At 54.7% G+C, this 18,136-nt stretch carries 17 protein-coding genes, 4 tRNA genes and 1 other RNA gene; 10 read left to right on the top strand and 12 right to left on the bottom strand.

The window, feature by feature from the left end:
• Nucleotides 1-109 precede the first annotated feature (109 nt).
• Both cysM and pdxK read left to right on the top strand, forming a co-directional pair.
• Nucleotides 110-1,021: a cysteine synthase CysM gene (cysM, locus tag ACOTY9_RS06910; RefSeq protein WP_348565353.1), complete on the top strand. Its 912-nt coding sequence runs from the start codon at nucleotides 110-112 to the stop codon at nucleotides 1,019-1,021.
• Between the two features lie 5 nt (nucleotides 1,022-1,026).
• Nucleotides 1,027-1,863 (top strand): pyridoxine/pyridoxal/pyridoxamine kinase, encoded by an 837-nt coding sequence (pdxK, locus tag ACOTY9_RS06905; RefSeq protein ID WP_348565354.1) that lies wholly within the window; start codon nucleotides 1,027-1,029, stop codon nucleotides 1,861-1,863.
• A 44-nt stretch (nucleotides 1,864-1,907) separates the two neighbouring features.
• Here pdxK and crr read toward each other — a convergent pair whose 3' ends face one another.
• The 5 genes from crr to cysZ all read right to left on the bottom strand — a co-directional run bounded on the left by crr (nucleotide 1,908) and on the right by cysZ (nucleotide 6,701).
• The gene (gene crr / locus ACOTY9_RS06900) at nucleotides 1,908-2,417 is read right to left on the bottom strand and encodes a PTS glucose transporter subunit IIA (RefSeq protein ID WP_003861316.1); all 510 of its coding nucleotides are present in this window, start codon (nucleotides 2,415-2,417) and stop codon (nucleotides 1,908-1,910) included.
• Nucleotides 2,418-2,457: 40 nt separating this feature from the next.
• Nucleotides 2,458-4,185, bottom strand: coding sequence for a phosphoenolpyruvate-protein phosphotransferase PtsI (ptsI, locus tag ACOTY9_RS06895; RefSeq protein ID WP_014884740.1), 1,728 nt, complete (start codon nucleotides 4,183-4,185; stop codon nucleotides 2,458-2,460).
• 44 nt (nucleotides 4,186-4,229) lie between these two features.
• Nucleotides 4,230-4,487 carry a phosphocarrier protein Hpr gene (gene ptsH / locus ACOTY9_RS06890; protein ID WP_000487600.1) on the bottom strand — a complete coding sequence of 86 codons (258 nt, stop codon included), beginning with the start codon at nucleotides 4,485-4,487 and terminating at the stop codon, nucleotides 4,230-4,232.
• A 317-nt stretch (nucleotides 4,488-4,804) separates the two neighbouring features.
• Nucleotides 4,805-5,776: a cysteine synthase A gene (gene cysK / locus ACOTY9_RS06885; protein ID WP_014884739.1), complete on the bottom strand. Its 972-nt coding sequence runs from the start codon at nucleotides 5,774-5,776 to the stop codon at nucleotides 4,805-4,807.
• Nucleotides 5,777-5,939: 163 nt separating this feature from the next.
• Nucleotides 5,940-6,701, bottom strand: a complete 762-nt coding sequence (cysZ, locus tag ACOTY9_RS06880; RefSeq protein WP_023338618.1) for a sulfate transporter CysZ — start codon at nucleotides 6,699-6,701, stop codon at nucleotides 5,940-5,942.
• A 229-nt stretch (nucleotides 6,702-6,930) separates the two neighbouring features.
• Between cysZ and zipA the strand changes: the two genes are divergently transcribed.
• The 3 genes from zipA (at nucleotide 6,931) to ACOTY9_RS06865 (ending at nucleotide 10,216) form a co-directional block, all read left to right on the top strand.
• Nucleotides 6,931-7,914, top strand: a complete 984-nt coding sequence (gene zipA / locus ACOTY9_RS06875) for a cell division protein ZipA (RefSeq protein ID WP_023338617.1) — start codon at nucleotides 6,931-6,933, stop codon at nucleotides 7,912-7,914.
• Nucleotides 7,915-7,983: 69 nt separating this feature from the next.
• Nucleotides 7,984-9,999, top strand: coding sequence for an NAD-dependent DNA ligase LigA (gene ligA, locus ACOTY9_RS06870; protein WP_014884736.1), 2,016 nt, complete (start codon nucleotides 7,984-7,986; stop codon nucleotides 9,997-9,999).
• Nucleotide 10,000: 1 nt separating this feature from the next.
• Complete coding sequence (locus ACOTY9_RS06865; RefSeq protein ID WP_063943764.1) at nucleotides 10,001-10,216, top strand: DUF3820 family protein; 216 nt, start codon at nucleotides 10,001-10,003, stop codon at nucleotides 10,214-10,216.
• Here ACOTY9_RS06865 and ACOTY9_RS06860 read toward each other — a convergent pair.
• On the bottom strand, nucleotides 10,213-11,208 hold the full coding sequence (locus tag ACOTY9_RS06860) for a bile acid:sodium symporter family protein (protein WP_014884734.1): 996 nt from the start codon (nucleotides 11,206-11,208) through the stop codon (nucleotides 10,213-10,215). The two genes, ACOTY9_RS06865 and ACOTY9_RS06860, sit on opposite strands and share 4 nt — an antisense overlap.
• An 89-nt stretch (nucleotides 11,209-11,297) precedes the next feature.
• On the opposite strand from ACOTY9_RS06860, the gene ACOTY9_RS06855 reads away from it, so the two are divergent.
• Nucleotides 11,298-12,233, top strand: coding sequence for a LysR family transcriptional regulator (locus tag ACOTY9_RS06855; RefSeq protein ID WP_047027338.1), 936 nt, complete (start codon nucleotides 11,298-11,300; stop codon nucleotides 12,231-12,233).
• On the opposite strand, the gene ACOTY9_RS06850 is transcribed toward ACOTY9_RS06855, so the two are convergent.
• Complete coding sequence (locus tag ACOTY9_RS06850; protein ID WP_063861995.1) at nucleotides 12,230-12,571, bottom strand: FlxA-like family protein; 342 nt, start codon at nucleotides 12,569-12,571, stop codon at nucleotides 12,230-12,232. The two genes, ACOTY9_RS06855 and ACOTY9_RS06850, sit on opposite strands and share 4 nt — an antisense overlap.
• Before the next feature lie 207 nt (nucleotides 12,572-12,778).
• Here ACOTY9_RS06850 and xapA point away from each other — a divergent pair, with 207 nt between their 5' ends.
• The 3 genes from xapA (at nucleotide 12,779) to ACOTY9_RS06835 (ending at nucleotide 15,869) form a co-directional block, all read left to right on the top strand.
• A complete protein-coding gene (xapA, locus tag ACOTY9_RS06845; RefSeq protein WP_318594577.1) occupies nucleotides 12,779-13,603 on the top strand; it encodes a xanthosine phosphorylase in 825 nt (274 codons plus the stop codon).
• Nucleotides 13,604-13,654: 51 nt separating this feature from the next.
• Complete coding sequence (locus ACOTY9_RS06840; RefSeq protein WP_023331034.1) at nucleotides 13,655-14,911, top strand: nucleoside permease; 1,257 nt, start codon at nucleotides 13,655-13,657, stop codon at nucleotides 14,909-14,911.
• Between the two features lie 67 nt (nucleotides 14,912-14,978).
• Complete coding sequence (locus tag ACOTY9_RS06835) at nucleotides 14,979-15,869, top strand: LysR family transcriptional regulator (RefSeq protein ID WP_318594576.1); 891 nt, start codon at nucleotides 14,979-14,981, stop codon at nucleotides 15,867-15,869.
• A 55-nt stretch (nucleotides 15,870-15,924) separates the two neighbouring features.
• Here the strand turns inward: ACOTY9_RS06835 and ACOTY9_RS06830 are convergent.
• The 5 genes from ACOTY9_RS06830 to ACOTY9_RS06810 all read right to left on the bottom strand — a co-directional run bounded on the left by ACOTY9_RS06830 (nucleotide 15,925) and on the right by ACOTY9_RS06810 (nucleotide 16,457).
• Nucleotides 15,925-16,050: non-coding RNA, RtT sRNA (locus ACOTY9_RS06830), on the bottom strand.
• Nucleotides 16,051-16,079: 29 nt separating this feature from the next.
• Nucleotides 16,080-16,155: transfer RNA gene (locus ACOTY9_RS06825), tRNA-Lys, on the bottom strand.
• A 4-nt stretch (nucleotides 16,156-16,159) separates the two neighbouring features.
• Nucleotides 16,160-16,235, bottom strand: a tRNA-Val gene (locus ACOTY9_RS06820).
• Between the two features lie 29 nt (nucleotides 16,236-16,264).
• Nucleotides 16,265-16,340, bottom strand: a tRNA-Val gene (locus ACOTY9_RS06815).
• A 41-nt stretch (nucleotides 16,341-16,381) separates the two neighbouring features.
• Nucleotides 16,382-16,457 (bottom strand) — tRNA-Val (locus tag ACOTY9_RS06810).
• A gap of 258 nt (nucleotides 16,458-16,715) precedes the next feature.
• Here ACOTY9_RS06810 and gltX point away from each other — a divergent pair.
• Complete coding sequence (gltX, locus tag ACOTY9_RS06805) at nucleotides 16,716-18,131, top strand: glutamate--tRNA ligase (RefSeq protein WP_023331032.1); 1,416 nt, start codon at nucleotides 16,716-16,718, stop codon at nucleotides 18,129-18,131.
• Nucleotides 18,132-18,136 lie beyond the last annotated feature (5 nt).

The following is an 18,136-nucleotide window of genomic DNA, read 5'->3' as shown; positions in this document are numbered from 1 at the left end:
TAGGATGTTTATCGCCCGGTGGCGCTGCGCTTACCGGGCCTACAGTTATCACTGAGTCTTGTAGGCCGGGATCGCTGCGCGCCCCCGGCTTTTTTATTGAGTAAAAATCGTGACTACACTCGAACACACCATCGGCAACACTCCTCTGGTCAAGCTTCAGCGCATGGGGCCAGACAACGGCAGTGAAATCTGGGTCAAACTTGAGGGCAATAATCCGGCAGGCTCGGTGAAAGACCGTGCGGCGCTGTCGATGATTGTTCAGGCTGAAAAACGCGGTGAGATAAAGCCCGGCGACGTGTTGATTGAGGCCACCAGCGGCAATACCGGGATTGCACTGGCAATGATTGCGGCATTGAAAGGCTACCGCATGAAGCTGCTGATGCCGGACAACATGAGCCAGGAGCGCCGCGCCGCAATGCGCGCCTACGGGGCCGAGCTAATTTTGGTCACTAAAGAGCAGGGGATGGAAGGCGCACGCGATTTAGCCTTAGAAATGGCGGAGCGTGGCGAAGGTAAGTTGCTCGATCAGTTCAACAACCCGGATAATCCCTACGCGCATTACACCACCACCGGCCCGGAAATCTGGCAGCAAACCGACGGACGTATTACCCATTTTGTCTCCAGCATGGGCACCACCGGTACCATCACCGGCGTGTCGCGTTTCCTGCGTGAGCAGGAAAAAGCCGTCACTATCGTTGGCCTGCAGCCAGAAGAGGGGAGCAGCATTCCGGGGATTCGCCGCTGGCCAGCAGAATACATGCCGGGTATTTTTAATGCGCAGCTGGTGGATCAGGTGCTGGATATTCACCAGCGCGAGGCGGAGAATACCATGCGTGAGCTGGCCGTGCGTGAAGGCATCTTCTGCGGGGTCAGCTCGGGTGGCGCGGTAGCGGGGGCGTTGCGCGTTGCGCAGACGAATCCAGGCGCCGTTGTGGTCGCGATTATCTGCGACCGCGGCGATCGCTATCTGTCTACCGGCGTCTTTGGTGAAGAGATTTATTCGCAGGGGGCGGGAATTTAAGCGTCATGGAGATGATTTTATTCCGGGATAACACCCGGGCGCAGCAAACCGATATTGTCGCAGTGCAGTCGCAGGTGGTTTATGGCAGCGTGGGGAACAGCATTGCGGTTCCGAATATTCGTACCCACAGGCTGAACGTCACCGCCGTGCCGACGGTATTGTTCAGCAATACGCCGCACTATGACACTTTCTACGGCGGCGTGATCCCCGATGAGTGGTTCAGCGGCTACCTGAAGGCGCTGGAAGAACGCGAGATCCTGCGCGAGCTTAAAGCGGTTACCACCGGTTATATGGGCAGCGCCAGCCAGATCGCCCTGTTGGCTCAGTGGCTGAAGGCGGTCAAAGCGCACCATCCTGACCTGCTGGTACTGGTCGACCCGGTTATTGGCGACATTGACAGTGGAATGTACGTGAAGCCGGATATTCCGCAAGCGTATCGGGAGCACCTGTTGCCGCTGGCGCAGGGTATTACGCCAAACGTCTATGAACTGGAAGTATTAAGCGGAAAACCGTGCCGCACGCCGGAAAGCGCCGTCGCGGCAGCGCAGGGGCTGCTTTCCGATTCCCTGAAATGGGTGGCGATTACCAGCGCGCCGGTCGCTGACGACCCGCACAACATCCACGTGGTGCTGGTGATGAAAGAGGGCGTTACCGTTAGCGCGCATCCGCGCGTAGAAACCGATCTGAAAGGGACGGGCGATCTGTTCTGTTCCGAGCTGGTCAGTGGTATCGTTGAGGGGAAAACCGTTGCCGATGCTATCCGCATGGCGGGGGATCGGGTGACTGACGTGATGTTGTACACCCAGTCGAAAGGGTACGACGAGCTTATCCTTCCCGCATAAACAAAAATGGCGCCCGAAGGCGCCATTTTTCTGTACGGCAAGAATTACTTCTTGATGCGGATAACCGGGGTTTCACCCACGGTGACGCTGCCAGACAGTTTGATCAGTTCTTTGATTTCGTCCATGTTGGAGATAACAACCGGCGTCAGGGTAGACTTGGCTTTTTCTTCCAGCAGTGGCAGATCGAATTCAATTACCGGGTCGCCAACTTTCACACGCTGGCCTTCTTCCGCGATACGTTTGAAGCCTTCGCCTTTCAGTTCAACGGTGTCGATACCGAAGTGAACGAACAGTTCGATACCGCTATCAGATTCGATAGAGAACGCATGGTTGGTTTCAAAAATTTTACCGATGGTGCCGTCAACTGGAGCAACCATTTTGTTGCCAGTTGGTTTGATAGCAATGCCATCACCAACGATTTTCTCAGCAAACACTACATCCGGCACGTCTTCGATGTTGACGATCTCGCCGGAGAGCGGAGCAACAATCTCAATAGTTCCGGAGTCTTTCTTATCATCAGAAACCAGAGATTTCAGTTTATCGAACAAACCCATGATCTTCTCCTAAGCAGTAATTTGGGCCGCATCTCGTGGATTAGCAGATTGTTTTTTCTTCAATGAACTTGTTAACCAGCGTCATTAACTCGTCCGTTGTCGGTTGAGCAAGAGCCTGCTCTGCTAACACCTTCGCATCTTCGAAGTTCGTGTTACGGATAATCTTCTTAATGCGCGGGATGGAAATGGCGCTCATAGAGAATTCGTCCAGACCCATACCCAGCAACAGAAGTGTAGCACGTTCGTCGCCTGCAAGCTCACCACACATGCCAGTCCATTTACCTTCTGCATGAGAAGCATCAATAACTTGCTTGATCAAGTTCAGAACGGACGGTGACATTGGCTGGTAGAGATGTGAAATCATATCATTACCACGGTCAACTGCCAGGGTGTACTGCGTTAAATCATTGGTGCCGATACTAAAGAAATCAACTTCTTTGGCTAAATGACGCGCAATGGTCGCGGCTGCTGGGGTTTCCACCATCACGCCGATCTCGATTGACTCGTCAAACGCTTTACCTTCGTCGCGCAGTTCCTGTTTGTAGATTTCGATCTCTTTCTTCAGTGCACGCACTTCTTCAACAGAGATGATCATCGGGAACATGATGCGCAGTTTACCGAAAGCAGAGGCACGCAGAATTGCGCGCACCTGGTCACGCAGGATCTCTTTGCGATCCATGGCGATACGCACTGCACGCCAGCCCAGGAACGGGTTCTCTTCTTTCGGGAAGTTCATGTATGGCAACTCTTTGTCGCCACCGATGTCCATAGTACGGACGATAACCGCCTGAGAGCCACACGCTTCTGCTACGGCTTTATACGCAGCAAACTGCTCTTCTTCAGTAGGCAGCGCGTCACGGTCCATGAACAGGAATTCTGTACGATAGAGACCCACACCTTCCGCACCGTTGCGCTCAGCGCCTTCAACGTCACGTACGGTACCGATGTTTGCGCACACTTCAACCTGATGGCCGTCCAGGGTGATGGCTGGCAGGTCTTTCAGCTTAGCGAGTTCCGCTTTTTCAGTCGCAACTTGCTCCTGAACCGCGCGCAGTTTTTCGATCTCTTCGTTTGTTGGGTTGACGTAAACCAGATTGTTTACGGCATCCAGAATCAGATAGTCGCCGTTTTTCACCTGAGAGGTGACGCTACCGGTACCCACGATGGCAGGCAGTTCCAGAGAACGGGCCATAATAGAGGTGTGGGAAGTACGGCCACCCGCGTCGGTAATGAAACCGAGGACCTTTTTCAGGTTCAGCTGTGCGGTTTCGGACGGGGTGAGGTCAGCGGCAACCAGGATCACTTCATCCTGAATCGCGCTCAGGTCGATGATGGCCAGACCCAGGATGTTGCGCAGCAGGCGCTTACCGATGTCACGTACGTCAGCCGCACGTTCTTTCAGGTATTCATCATCCAGTTCTTCCAGGGCAGTTGCCTGACCTTCGATAACTTCATGCGCAGCCGCGTCGGCCGTCATGCCTTTATCTTTAATCAGGGCTATGATTTCCTGCTCCAGCTCCTCATCTTCGAGCAGCATGATATGCCCTTCGAAGATGGCTTCTTTTTCTTCACCGAAAGTTTCGCCAGCTTTAGTTTTGATTGCTTCCAGTTGCGCAGATGCCTTGGCACGACCGCTCAGAAAACGTTCAACTTCCTGATCAACCTTGTCGGCAGAAATTTTTTTCCGGTCGATGACGATCTCGTCTTCTTTCAGCAGCAGTGCTTTGCCGAAAGCGATACCCGGGGATGCTAAAATGCCTGAAATCATAACCCTACCTTACTTGTGACTGATATTTAAAAGAACCCGGAAACTTACTCGAGCTCAGCCATCAGTTTTACCAGATGCTCAACTGCTTTCTGCTCGTCTTCACCTTCCGCAGAAATGGTGACTACGGTGCCCTGAGTCAGGCCCAGAGTCTGCAGTTTGAACAGGCTTTTTGCGCTGGCGCTTTTGCCGTTGGAAGTCACAGTGATTTCAGAAGTGAAGCCTTTCGCTTCTTTAACAAACTGAGCAGCAGGGCGGGTGTGCAGACCGTTCGGAGCGGTAATGGTAACTTCTTGCTGGAACATTGTATTTCCCCAACTTATAGGTTTAGTGTTGTGGAACTAAAGTCTAGCCTGGCGACTGAACTTTAGCCTGTATTGTTAGCGCTGACGTTTCGATCGTCATTAAACATTATGCAGCGAAAGCAAGACTTGAACCAAATCATAAAATCGATTCAGCAAGGCTATTTCGTTCACTGATTAATTTCACGCATCAAAATAATTGCTGGTTTAAATACCAGACCCAACGGGGTGAAGCAATGCCAGGAGGGGCAAAAGTTTGAAGCAGGCCACAAAAAAGCACCTGAAAAGGTGCTTTTTTACGCGTTATTAACATGCTGGCATTACTGTTGCAGCTCTTTTTCAGTGAACAGATCGGCAAACAGTGCGGTGCTCAAGTAACGCTCACCCGAGGAAGGAAGGATAACCACAATATTCTTATTGGTAAAGGCTTCATCTTCCTGAAGTTTGAGCGCTGCCGCAACAGCCGCACCGGAAGAGATACCGGCGAGAATGCCTTCTTCATCCATCAGACGACGCGCGGTAGAGATGGCTTCTTCGTTAGTGATGGTGACCACTTTATCGATCAGCTTCAGATCCAGGTTGCCCGGAATGAATCCCGCGCCAATACCCTGGATTTTATGCGGACCCGGCTTGAGCTCTTCGCCCGCCAGTGCCTGGGTGATAACCGGTGAGTCGGTGGGTTCAACCGCAACGGTGATCAGATCTTTTTTACCTTTTGTGCCTTTTATATAGCGTGACACGCCGGTCAGGGTGCCGCCGGTACCAACGCCGGAGATAAACACGTCAACCTGACCGTCAGTATCTTCCCAGATTTCCGGTCCAGTGGTCTTCTCGTGAATTTCCGGGTTAGCCGGGTTGCTGAACTGCTGCAGCAGCAGATATTTTGCCGGATCGCTGGCGACAATCTCTTCCGCTTTCTGAATGGCACCTTTCATGCCCTTCGCACCTTCGGTCAGTACGAGGTTCGCGCCGAGTGCTTTGAGCAGTTTGCGGCGTTCGATACTCATGGTTTCCGGCATGGTCAGCGTCAGTTTATAGCCACGCGCGGCAGCGACATAGGCCAGAGCGATACCGGTGTTACCGCTGGTCGGTTCAACCAGTTCAACGCCAGGCTTCAGCACGCCACGTTTTTCAGCATCCCAAATCATGTTTGCACCGATACGGCATTTTACGCTGAAGCTCGGGTTACGAGATTCGACCTTCGCCAGAATGCGTCCATTACCGATACGGTTCAGTCGAACCAGGGGCGTATGACCGATAGTCAGCGAGTTGTCTTCATAAATCTTACTCATGGCCTGTCCTTAACTGTATGAAATTGGGATACCGCCCCAGCATACCTGCTAAGCAGGGAGGGGGAAGTAAGGAATTCGCATATCTATATACTGCAAGGAAATAATGGGGATCAGTATGGAATAAGGGGCGGCATAAGCCACCCCTGCTTTACACATTTTTGCATTATTTCCATAACGCGTGCTTAGCACGGTAGCAGTCCACCCACATTGCCGTCGCGCCGCACACAGCAACCGGCATGATGAACAGGTTCAGGAAGGGAATCATCGTGAATAGGCTGGTCAGCGCGCCGAACTGCATATTGGCGACCTTCTGGGTACGCAGGGCGTTGCGCATCGCTTTAAACGGTACCTTGTGGTTATCGAACGGATAATCACAATATTGGATGGCGAGCATCCAGGCGCTGAACAGGAACCACAGCACCGGCGCCACGGTCTGGCCAATGCCGGGCACAAAATAGAGGATAAGCAGCACTACCGCGCGGGGGAGGTACCAGGCAAATTTCTGCCACTCGCGCTTCATGATGCGGGGGATATCTTTCATGATCCCGAGCACGCCCGTGTCCGGCGGCGTCGCGCCGGTAAGCCGCGCCTCCAGCTGTTCTGCCAGCAGGCCGTTAAACGGTGCGGCTATCCAGTTAGCGATGGTTGAGAAGAAATAGCCGAACACCAGCAGCACGGAGATAACCGCCACCGGCCAGAGCAGATAGTTCAGCCACTGTAGCCAGTCGGGCACATAGCTCATTAACGCAGGGATCCAGCTCTCGAGCTTTGTAAAAAGCCACCAGAACGCGCCGCCCATCAGAAGAATGTTGATCAACAGCGGAAGGATGACGAAGCGTCGGATACCCGGCAGTGAAACCAGTTTCCAGCCCTGAGAAAAATACCAGACGCCGCTGCGTGGGGGAGAAGACGATGTTGAAACCATAACCAGGCTGTACTCCTTTTTTCACAACCAGTGGAATTGCCGCCTATATTATCCACTTGTGGACTAATGACCAGTTCGGAAATGTTCGAAAAACCAGCAAAAAGCACGATTTCCTTCATCTTTATGCTGTGAATGCTCTGCACACACTTGCACTTGACGTAAACGGCAAATACTCTTAGTGAGTAAATGTTTGCCGTGGTGGCAAGGTGTTAGAACAACAGAGAATATAATGATGCAGGATTTGCGTCTGATATTAATCATTGTTGGCGCGATCGCCATAATCGCTTTACTGGTACATGGTTTCTGGACCAGCCGTAAAGAGCGTTCTTCGATGTTCCGCGATCGCCCACTGAAGCGCATGAAGTCCAGTCGTGATGACGATGACATTGAAGATGACATCGACGGTCGCGACGATGACGGCGTGGGTGAAGTTCGTGTTCATCGGGTCAATACTGCGCCCGGCGCGGCTCATGGGGAGCATGAAGCCCCCCGTCCTGCGCAGCACCAGTATCAACCGCCGTACGCCTCTGCTCAGCCGCGCCAGCAGGCGCCGCAGCCGGTAGAAGAGCCTGTGCGCCAGCCGCCGCAACAGCCTGTCCATCAGCAGCCTGCTGCGCCACAGCCGGTTCAACCGCAGCCCGTGCAGCAGCCTGTGCAACAACAGCCCGCGCAGCCGGTACAACAGCCGCAGCAGCCTGTTCATGTGCAGCCAGCGCCGCAGCCTGCTCCAGCACAGCATGTTGAGCCAGAACCGGTAGCACAGCCAGAACCGGTTGTTGAAAAACCGCAGCGTAAAGAAGCGGTGATCATCATGAACGTGGCCGCGCATCACGGTAGCCATCTCAACGGTGACGTGCTGCTTAACAGTATTCAACAGGCAGGCTTCAAGTTTGGCGACATGAATATTTTCCATCGCCACCTGAGCCCTGACGGTAGCGGCCCGGCGCTGTTCAGCCTGGCCAATATGGTCAACCCGGGTACTTTTGATCCGGAAATGACCGGTGATTTCGTGACCCCAGGTGTCACCATCTTTATGCAGGTGCCCTCTTACGGTGATGAACTGCAAAACTTTAAGCTGATGTTGCAATCCGCTCAGCACATCGCTGACGAAGTAGGCGGTGTGGTGCTCGACGATCAGCGTCGAATGATGACCCCGCAGAAACTGCGCGAGTATCAGGACCGCATCCGCGAAGTTAAGGAAGCCAACGCGTAATCATCGCGTTTACGTCAACTCCTCCTCAACCCCCGCATGTCGGGGGTTTTTTCTCATTGATGGTGCGATATGGACTCAATCGAACAACAACTCACTGACCTGCGAACCACGCTTCGCCATCATGAATATCTCTATCATGTTATGGACGCGCCGGAGGTGCCGGATGCGGAGTATGACCGCCTGATGCGCGAACTTCGCGAACTGGAGGCGCAGCACCCGGAACTCATTACGCCGGATTCTCCCACCCAGCGCGTCGGTGCCGAGCCGCTGGGAGCGTTCAGCCAGATACGCCATGAAGTGCCGATGCTGTCGCTGGATAACGTCTTTGATGAAGAGAGCTTCCTCGCGTTTAACAAGCGCGTGCAGGACCGTCTGAAAAGCAGCGACGCTCTCACCTGGTGCTGCGAGCTGAAGCTTGATGGCCTGGCGGTCAGTCTTCTCTACGAAAACGGCGTGCTGGTGCGTGCCGCCACGCGTGGCGACGGCACGACGGGTGAAGACATTACGACCAACGTGCGCACCATCCGCGCAATTCCGCTGAAGCTGCAGGGGGACAATATTCCTGCGCGTCTGGAAGTGCGCGGCGAGGTGTTCCTGCCGCAGGCGGGTTTCGAGAAAATCAACGAAGAAGCGCGCCGCACCGGCGGGAAAGTATTTGCTAACCCGCGTAATGCGGCGGCAGGCTCTTTGCGCCAGCTTGACCCGCGTATCACCGCGAAGCGACCGCTCACTTTCTTCTGCTACGGCGTGGGGATCCTGGAGGGAGGCGAGCTGCCGGATACGCACCTCGGGCGCCTGATGCAGTTTAAGGCGTGGGGCCTGCCGGTGAGTAACCGCGTACAGCTCTGTGACTCGCCAGAAGCGGTACTCGCGTTCTACCAAAAGGTGGAAGCGGACCGTCCGACGCTCGGTTTTGATATTGATGGCGTTGTCATTAAGGTGAACTCACTGGCGCTTCAGGAGCAACTCGGGTTTGTGGCGCGTGCGCCGCGCTGGGCGGTTGCGTTTAAGTTTCCTGCTCAGGAACAGATGACCTTCGTTCGCGACGTGGAGTTCCAGGTCGGCCGTACGGGCGCCATTACCCCGGTCGCCCGTCTTGAGCCTGTGCAGGTCGCGGGCGTGCTGGTGAGTAACGCCACGCTGCATAACGCCGATGAGATTGAACGTCTGGGCCTGCGGATTGGTGACAAAGTGGTGGTTCGTCGCGCGGGCGATGTTATTCCGCAGGTGGTAAACGTCGTTGAGTCTGAACGCCCTGATGATACGCGTGAAGTGGTCTTCCCGACCCATTGCCCGGTGTGTGGCTCTGACGTGGAGCGTGTTGAAGGTGAGGCGGTAGCGCGCTGTACGGGCGGCCTGATCTGTGGCGCGCAGCGTAAAGAGTCACTGAAGCACTTCGTCTCCCGTCGCGCCATGGACGTCGACGGCATGGGCGATAAGATTATCGATCAGCTGGTTGAAAAAGAGTATGTGCATACGCCAGCGGATCTCTTCAAACTGACGGCGGGCAAGCTGACCGGTCTGGATCGCATGGGGCCGAAGTCGGCGCAGAACGTGGTTAACGCTCTGGAAGCCGCAAAAGAGACCACCTTCGCCCGTTTCCTTTACGCGCTGGGCATCCGTGAAGTGGGGGAAGCAACGGCAGCAGGTCTGGCGGCGTACTTTGGCACGCTGGAGGCGCTGGAAAAGGCAAGCATCGACGAGCTGCAGAAAGTGCCGGATGTCGGCATTGTAGTCGCCACGCACGTCTTTAACTTCTTTGCGGAAGAGAGCAACCGCGAAGTCATTGGCAAACTGCTGGCAGAGGGCATCAAATGGCCCGCGCCGGTGGTGGTTAATGCCGAAGAGATCGACAGTCCGTTCGCCGGTAAAACGGTGGTGCTGACCGGCAGCCTGAGCCAGCTTTCACGCGACGATGCGAAAGCGCGTCTGGTGGCGCTGGGCGCAAAAGTGGCGGGCAGCGTGTCGAAGAAAACCGACCTGGTGATTGCCGGGGAAGCAGCGGGTTCGAAGCTGGCGAAAGCCCAGGAACTCGGCATTGAGGTTATCGACGAAGCGGAAATGATGCGTCTGTTAGGAGAGTAACGTGGAAAAAGAGCAGCTCGTTGCGATCGCCAATACGGAGATGCCGTTCGGTAAATATAAGGGCCGCAGGCTGATCGATTTGCCGGAGGAGTATCTGCTGTGGTTTGCCCGTAAGGATGAGTTCCCGGCCGGGCGACTGGGCGAGCTGATGGCTATCACGCTGCTGATCAAAACCGAGGGGCTGACCCAGCTGGTTCAGCCCCTGAAACATCCTTAAGCCTTCGCGGCGCGGGTCTCTTCCTGCGCCAGTTTTTCCGTCTGACGTTTATAGCGACGCGCCAGCACGGCGCAGACCATCAGCTGGATCTGATGAAAAATCATCAGCGGCAATACCATCATCCCAATTACCGAGGTCGGGAACAGAATGTTGGCCATCGGGATACCGTTCGCCAGGCTCTTCTTCGAACCGCAGAAAACAATCGTAATTTCATCTGCTTTGTTGAAGCCGCATTTACGTGCCACAAAGACGTTTACGGCAATGACAATCGCCAGCAGGACAATGCTGACGACCACGATAAACAGCAGTGAGCCTGCGCCCACCTTGTGCCAGATCCCGTTCACGACCGCTTCGCTGAAGGCGGAGTAAACCACCAGCAGAATTGAGGTCTGGTCGGTTTTGGAGATCCACTTTTTATGCTTCGTCACAAACGCACCTGTCCACGGGCGCGAGAGATGGCCCAGGACAAAGGGCAGCAGCAGTTGCAGACAGATCCTGCCCACCTGCTCAAGGTTACCTTCCGCGCCATGCATGTTCATCAGCAGCCCCACCAGCAGCGGGGAGACGAAAATCCCTAACAGGCTGGATGCCGATGCGGAGCAGACCGCGGCCGCAACGTTGCCACCCGCGAGGGAGGTAAACGCAATGGCCGACTGCACGGTGGCTGGCAGAATACAGAGATACAAAAAACCGGTATAGAGTGCCGGGTCGACGTTAACTGGCGCCCACCACGCAAACAGCACCCCGAGGATGGGGAACAGAATAAAGGTGCTGCACATCACCCAGAGGTGCAGTCGCCAGTGGCCACCACCCGCGATAATCGCTTCGCGGGAGAGTTTTGCGCCGTGCATAAAGAACAGCAGCGCGATAGCGGCCGTCGTCAGCCCCTCAAAAAACGGGACGAAACCACCGCGGGCCGGGAAAAACGAGGCCAGTAAAACGGTGACCACCAGAGTAAGCGTAAACGGATCAACAATACGAAATAGTTTCATAATGACTCCTGAAAACAGATGTCGCTATTGTGCTTTTTTCCATTTGAGAAATAAAATTGATTTATTGCATTCATTCATGAATTAAACAGATGAATTACTCCTTACGCCAGCTTCGTATTTTTGTCACCGTCGCCCATGCCCGTAGCTTCAGCCGGGCAGGAGAGATGATTGGCCTCAGCCAGTCAGCCGTCAGCCACAGCGTGAAAGAGCTGGAAAATCAGACCGGCGTGCGGTTGCTTGACCGTACCACACGCGAAGTGGTGCTGACCGAAGCAGGGCAGCAGCTGGCCCAGCGCCTCGAACGTCTGCTGGATGAACTGAACAGCACGCTCAGAGACGTGGGAAGGCTGGGGCAGCAGCTTTCGGGCACCGTGCGGGTCGCAGCCAGCCAGACAATATCGGCACACCTTATCCCGCAGTGTATCGCGGAGGGAAACCACCGCTATCCGGACATTGATTTTGTGTTGCACGACCGGCCGCAGCAGTGGGTGCTGGAAAGCATCCGTCAGGGAGATGTGGATTTTGGTATTGTGATCGACCCCGGCCAGGTGAGCGACCTGGCGTGCGAAAGCGTGCTTTCTGAGCCTTTTTTACTGCTCTGCCGGGATGACGATCCGCTGGCAACGTTGCCGGCGGTCAACTGGCAGTTCCTGCAGGGCGCGAACTTGGTTTTGCAGGATTATGCCTCCGGCAGCCGTCCGCTGATCGATTCCGCGCTGGTTAATCAGGGCGTAAAGGCCACCATCGTGCAGGAAATTGGGCATCCGGCCACGCTGTTTCCCATGGTGGAAGCCGGAATTGGGATCAGCGTGTTGCCCGCTCTGGCGCTCCCCCTGCCGCAGGGCAGCCGACTGGCCGTGAAGCGTTTAACGCCTGTTGTCGAGCGAAAACTGATGTTAGTACGGCGCAAAAATCGTTCCCTCTCGGGGGCGGCGCAGGCTATATGGGAAGTGGTGCGTATCCAGGCACAGCGATTAACCGAGGCCCGCATACGCGACCCACTGTTTAACGCATCCGACGATTAAATATAGATATCGATCTGATGATCGTCTGTCGGGCTATTCACCCCTTCCACTTTACCCAGCGCTTGCTCCTGTTTCTTCTGCGCCTCTTCAGCCTGCTGGCGCTGCAGCGCGGCGAGCTGCGCCTGTAGCACTTTGAGCTGGGTCTGAATAAGCTCCTGCTGCTTCTTCTTCTCATCTACGCTAATGGGACTGTTCGCCAGCTCTTTTAACTGCTGAGTCAGCTTTTGGATATTGTCGAGAATACGGCTGATTTGCGCAGCGATATTGTTACTGCCTGAACCCCCACTCCCGCCGCCGCTGGTTTGAATGGGCTGGGTTGAAGCCTGAATGGTCGTCATACTTTTTCCTCGCGTTATAAAACAGAGGTATCGGCACTGACGGGATTAGCTTGAGCAAAACAGCCATATCTGGCAGGGCGTTACATTGATACAAAAACAGTATTGATGGTGTCGGGAAAGTGTATTGGAGGTCACCCGCAGGCTCCGGATATAAGGCTAAGGTCATGCGATCCATGCTATCGCGATCTTCATTCTCAAGGAGCCTCTATGACCCTCTCAAATAACCCGTGGTATTGCGCCGATATTATCCGTGCGGCTAAGCCTGACTTCACGCCTCGCGTGGCGTTTATTCTCGGCTCTGGCCTTGGCGCGCTCGCCGACCAGATTGATGATGCCGTTTCCCTGAGCTATGAAAAACTGCCGGGCTTCCCGGTGAGCACCGTCCACGGCCACGCAGGCGAGCTGGTGCTGGGGCATCTTGCCGGGGTGCCTGTTGCCTGTATGAAAGGGCGAGGGCACTTCTATGAGGGGCGCGGGATGACCATCATGACCGATGCGATCCGCACGTTCAAACTGCTGGGATGTGAGTTGCTGTTTAGCACCAATGCGGCAGGCTCATTGCGCCCGGACGTTCTGCCGGGGAGCCTGGTTGCCCTGAGCGACCATATCAATACCATGCCTGGCACGCCGATGGTGGGGCTGAACGATGAGCGCTTTGGCGACCGTTTCTTCTCCCTGGCCAATGCTTACGACGCGGATTACCGTGCGATGCTGCAAACCGTGGCGGCGAAAGAGGGTTTCCCGCTGCATGAAGGGGTATTTGTCTCTTATCCGGGCCCGAACTTCGAGACGGCGGCAGAGATCCGCATGATGCAAATTATCGGCGGCGATGTGGTCGGCATGTCCGTGGTGCCGGAAGTGATTTCCGCACGCCACTGTGGCCTGAAGGTTGTAGCCGTTTCTGCAATTACCAACCTCGCCGAAGGTTTGGGCGAGGTAAAGCTGTCGCATGAGCAGACGCTCGCGGCGGCTGAGCTCTCACGCCAGAACTTCATCAATCTTATCTGCGGTTTTCTCCGCCATATTGCCTGAGTAAAACAATAAAGTGGCCCGTCAGGGCCACACTGCTATAAGGAATGGGCTATGAACATCACGACTCGCTTAAAGATGATGTCCTTTATGCAATATTTTATCTGGGGGAGTTGGCTGGTTACCCTCGGTGCTTACATGATCAACACCCTACACTTTACCGGCTCCGACGTGGGCATGGTCTACAGCTCCAAAGGCCTTGCCGCGATCGTTATGCCTTCGCTGGTGGGAATCATTGCCGACAAATGGCTACGGGCAGACCGCGCCTACGTCATTTGCCACCTCGTCTGTGCCGCCGCACTCTGTTACGCCGCGCAGGTGAATGAGCCCGGCCTGATGTTCTGGGTCATGCTGGTCAATGCGATGGCCTTTATGCCCACCATTGCGCTGTCGAATACGATCTCCTATTCCTGTCTTGAGCAGGCGGGTCTGGAGACGGTAAGCCATTTTCCGCGCGTGCGGGTGTATGGCACCGTGGGCTTTATTGCGGCAATGTGGGCCATAAGCCTGATGGGGGCGGAGCTAAGCAACGTGCAGCTTTATATTGCAGCTGGCGCGTCTCTGCTGCTGGCGCTCTATTCTTTGACGTTGCCGGCCATTCCCGTGGCGAAGCAGAAAACGTCCCAGTCTCTGGCCAGCAAGCTGGGCCTTAATGCCTTTGTTCTTTTTAAACAGCCTCGCATGGCGGTATTCTTTTTGTTCGCGATGCTGCTGGGTGCTGTGCTGCAGATCACCAATACCTTCGGTAGCCCCTTCCTGCATGATTTTGCCCGTAATCCGGCGTATGCAGATAGCTTTATCGTCAGGTACCCGTCCATTTTGCTCTCCGTTTCGCAAATGTCAGAGGTGTTCTTCATTCTGACCATTCCGTACTTCCTCGGACGGTTTGGTATTAAAGCCGTGATGCTGATGAGCATGGTGGCCTGGATGCTCCGGTTTGGTCTGTTTGCCTTTGGCGACCCCTCCGCAACGGGCTTTGTGCTGCTCATGCTTTCCATGATTGTCTATGGCTGTGCATTCGACTTCTTCAATATTTCCGGCTCAGTGTTTGTCGAACAGGAGGTCAGCACCGATATTCGCGCCAGCGCACAGGGGCTGTTTATGACGACTGTTAACGGTATTGGGGCTTATTTCGGATCGGTATTGAGCGGTATGGCAGTTGATTATTTCTCGGTGGATGGGGTGAAGGACTGGCAGACGATCTGGCTGGTGTTTGCAGCCTATGCCCTGGTACTGGCCGTGGTGTTTTATTTCAGCTTTAACTACCACCACGCCAGTAAAAACAGCGAGATGCGCACAGTTGCGCACTAAATTTCCCCTCTCTGCGGTGAAAGGCTTTAAGGTAGGCGCTTAAGTGTTATCGCCAGGATATGTTTTGATGGAACGCGTCTATCGAACCGACCTCAAGCTGCTGCGCTATTTTCTGGCCGTGGCGGAGGAACTGCATTTTGGACGGGCTGCGGCCCGTCTCAATATGTCCCAGCCGCCATTAAGCCTGCACATTAAAGAGCTGGAAAGCCAGCTGGGCACGTTACTGTTTATTCGCCACTCGCGAAGCGTCGCGTTGACGCATGCGGGTAAAGTGCTGATGGAAGAGTCTCGTCGGCTGCTTGCCAGCGCAAATCAGGCTCTGGCGCGCGTCGAACAAATTGGCCGGGGTGAGGCAGGGCGCATTGAGCTGGGTATTGTCGGTACCGCCATGTGGAGCGAGGTGCGCACGGTTATGCGCACTTTTTTGAAAGAACACCCGAATGTTGATGTCATTTTTCGCGAAAAGTCGCCGGTCATGCAGATGGCGCTGCTTGAGCGCCAGGAGCTGGATATTGGGATCTGGCGAATGGCAACGGAGCCCACCGCGGGGTTTACCAGCGTGCGGTTGCGCGAGGCGGCGTTTCTTGTGGCGATGCCGGAAGATCACCGGCTGGTCAGGGAACCCTCCGTTGCGCTTGCTGATTTACAGGACGAGTATTTCGTCACGATGCCGTCAGCACATTCTGACTGGGCATTTTTACATCGTGTCTGCCAGCAGGCCGGTTTTTCACCGATGATTGTACGCGAAGCCGTAGAGCCACAAACGGTACTGGCGATGATAAGCATGGGGATGGGGATTACGCTCGCTGCCGACAGTTACGCGCAAATGCAGTGGCCGGGCGTGGTGTTTCGCCCGCTGAAAGAGCGTATTCCGGCAGATTTGTATGTCGTGTATAACGAGAAACAGGTGACGCCGGCGGTGAAGACGTTGATTGAGACGTTGACGGCAGGAAAGTAGACAAACTGCAGATACGCAGATAGCAAAAAAGCGCCTTTAGGGCGCTTTTTAACATTGGTGGGTCGTGCAGGATGACTCGCTTCGCTCGCCCTTCGGGCCGTCGCCGTAAACGGCTCCGGTGCCTCACTGCGTTCGGCTCGAACCTGCTGCAGGTTCGAATCATCCATATCGCAGATAGCAAAAAAGCGCCTTTAGGGCGCTTTTTTACATTGGTGGGTCGTGCAGGATTCGAACCTGCGACCAATTGATTAAAAGTCAACTGCTCTACCAACTGAGCTAACGACCCGAAATGGTGGGCGATGACGGGCTCGAACCGCCGACCCCCTCCGTGTAAAGGAGATGCTCTACCAACTGAGCTAATCGCCCATTTCGGAACTGCTGCGATAAGATGAGAATGGTGGGCGATGACGGGCTCGAACCGCCGACCCCCTCCGTGTAAAGGAGATGCTCTACCAACTGAGCTAATCGCCCAATCTCAACACTTATCTACACTGCGAGTCTACCGAAGTAGATGGTGGGTGATGACGGGCTCGAACCGCCGACCCCCTCCGTGTAAAGGAGATGCTCTACCAACTGAGCTAATCACCCCCGCTGTGTGGAGTCGCATTATAGGGAGAGTTGAAAATGAGTCAACGCATTTTCTAAAGTTTTTATTCGTTCGTCGTAAAATTAAACAAAACGATCGCAAAACGGGCGGTGGCGCATGATTTCTAAACAAAAACAGCAAACTCGCTCATGATAAAGGGATGAACATTGAGGAATCCCCCCACAGTGATAGAATATTGCCCATTGTTTTTTCCCCGGGATTTGCCGATTGCCGGCATCTTTATAACGTAAGGCCATTTCATGAAAATCAAAACTCGCTTCGCGCCGAGCCCGACAGGCTATCTGCACGTCGGTGGTGCTCGTACTGCTCTCTATTCCTGGCTTTTTGCACGCCACAACAAAGGTGAGTTCGTGCTGCGTATTGAAGACACCGATCTTGAGCGCTCCACGCCGGAAGCAATTGAAGCCATTATGGATGGGATGAACTGGCTGAACCTGGAGTGGGATGAAGGCCCGTATTTCCAGACCAAACGTTTTGACCGCTATAACGCAGTTATTGATGAGATGCTGGTCGCGGGCACGGCGTATAAATGCTACTGCTCCAAAGAGCGTCTGGATGCGCTGCGTGAAGAGCAGATGGCAAACGGTGAAAAGCCGCGTTATGACGGCCGCTGCCGCCATGACCATAGCGAGCATGCTGCTGATGAACCGTGCGTGGTGCGTTTTGCTAACCCGCAGGATGGCTCGGTGATCTTTGACGACCAGATCCGTGGCCCGATCGAATTCAGCAACCAGGAGCTGGACGATCTGATCATCCGCCGCACCGATGGTTCCCCAACCTATAACTTCTGCGTTGTGGTTGACGACTGGGATATGGAAATTACCCACGTTGTCCGTGGTGAAGACCATATCAACAACACGCCGCGCCAGATCAACATTCTGAAAGCGCTGAACGCCCCTGTGCCTGTCTATGCACACGTTTCCATGATCAACGGCGACGACGGGAAAAAACTGTCTAAACGTCACGGCGCGGTCAGCGTTATGCAGTATCGCGATGACGGTTATCTGCCGGAAGCGCTGCTGAACTATCTGGTGCGTCTGGGCTGGGCCCACGGCGACCAGGAGATCTTCAGCCGCGAAGAGATGATTGAACTCTTTTCTCTGAGCTCAGTGAGCAAATCAGCGAGCGCATTTAATACCGATAAGCTGCAATGGCTGAACCATCATTACATCAATACCATGCCGCCGGAATACGTGGCGACTTACCTGCAGTGGCACATTGAGCAGGCAAATATTGATACCCGTACAGGCCCTGAACTGGCGGACCTGGTGAAACTGCTCGGCGAGCGCTGCAAAACGCTGAAAGAAATGGCTGAAAGCTGCCGCTACTTCTATGAAGAGTTTGATGAGTTTGACGCGGATGCGGCGAAGAAACACCTCCGCCCGGTTGCGCGTCAGCCGCTGGAAGTGGTGCGAGACAAGCTGACTGCGATCGCTGACTGGACCGCAGAGAACGTGCATCACGCTATTCAGGCGACGGCGGACGAGCTGGAAGTTGGTATGGGTAAAGTCGGTATGCCGCTGCGTGTTGCGGTGACCGGTGCGGGCCAGTCCCCGGCACTGGATGTGACCGTGCATGCAATTGGTAAATCACGCAGCGTGGCGCGTATTAACAAAGCGCTGGACTTTATTGCGGCACGTGAAAACCAGCAGTAATCACA

Source organism: Enterobacter cloacae complex sp. SHL012, assembly GCF_049237505.1.
Lineage (GTDB): Bacteria > Pseudomonadota > Gammaproteobacteria > Enterobacterales > Enterobacteriaceae > Enterobacter > Enterobacter kobei.
The sequence above is the reverse complement of the archived record's forward strand: the minus strand, read 5'-3'. Positions and strand labels throughout refer to the sequence as shown.

Coding starts and splice junctions, on each gene's coding strand:
- crr (WP_003861316.1), bottom strand. CDS start 2,417: ATGGGTTTGTTCGATAAACTGAAATCTCTGGTTTCTGATGATAAGAAA.
- ACOTY9_RS06855 (WP_047027338.1), top strand. CDS start 11,298: ATGAATTACTCCTTACGCCAGCTTCGTATTTTTGTCACCGTCGCCCAT.
- ACOTY9_RS06860 (WP_014884734.1), bottom strand. CDS start 11,208: ATGAAACTATTTCGTATTGTTGATCCGTTTACGCTTACTCTGGTGGTC.
- xapA (WP_318594577.1), top strand. CDS start 12,779: ATGACCCTCTCAAATAACCCGTGGTATTGCGCCGATATTATCCGTGCG.
- ptsH (WP_000487600.1), bottom strand. CDS start 4,487: ATGTTCCAGCAAGAAGTTACCATTACCGCTCCGAACGGTCTGCACACC.
- cysK (WP_014884739.1), bottom strand. CDS start 5,776: ATGAGTAAGATTTATGAAGACAACTCGCTGACTATCGGTCATACGCCC.
- ACOTY9_RS06835 (WP_318594576.1), top strand. CDS start 14,979: ATGGAACGCGTCTATCGAACCGACCTCAAGCTGCTGCGCTATTTTCTG.
- ligA (WP_014884736.1), top strand. CDS start 7,984: ATGGACTCAATCGAACAACAACTCACTGACCTGCGAACCACGCTTCGC.
- gltX (WP_023331032.1), top strand. CDS start 16,716: ATGAAAATCAAAACTCGCTTCGCGCCGAGCCCGACAGGCTATCTGCAC.
- pdxK (WP_348565354.1), top strand. CDS start 1,027: ATGGAGATGATTTTATTCCGGGATAACACCCGGGCGCAGCAAACCGAT.
- cysZ (WP_023338618.1), bottom strand. CDS start 6,701: ATGGTTTCAACATCGTCTTCTCCCCCACGCAGCGGCGTCTGGTATTTT.
- ptsI (WP_014884740.1), bottom strand. CDS start 4,185: ATGATTTCAGGCATTTTAGCATCCCCGGGTATCGCTTTCGGCAAAGCA.
- ACOTY9_RS06840 (WP_023331034.1), top strand. CDS start 13,655: ATGAACATCACGACTCGCTTAAAGATGATGTCCTTTATGCAATATTTT.
- ACOTY9_RS06850 (WP_063861995.1), bottom strand. CDS start 12,571: ATGACGACCATTCAGGCTTCAACCCAGCCCATTCAAACCAGCGGCGGC.
- zipA (WP_023338617.1), top strand. CDS start 6,931: ATGATGCAGGATTTGCGTCTGATATTAATCATTGTTGGCGCGATCGCC.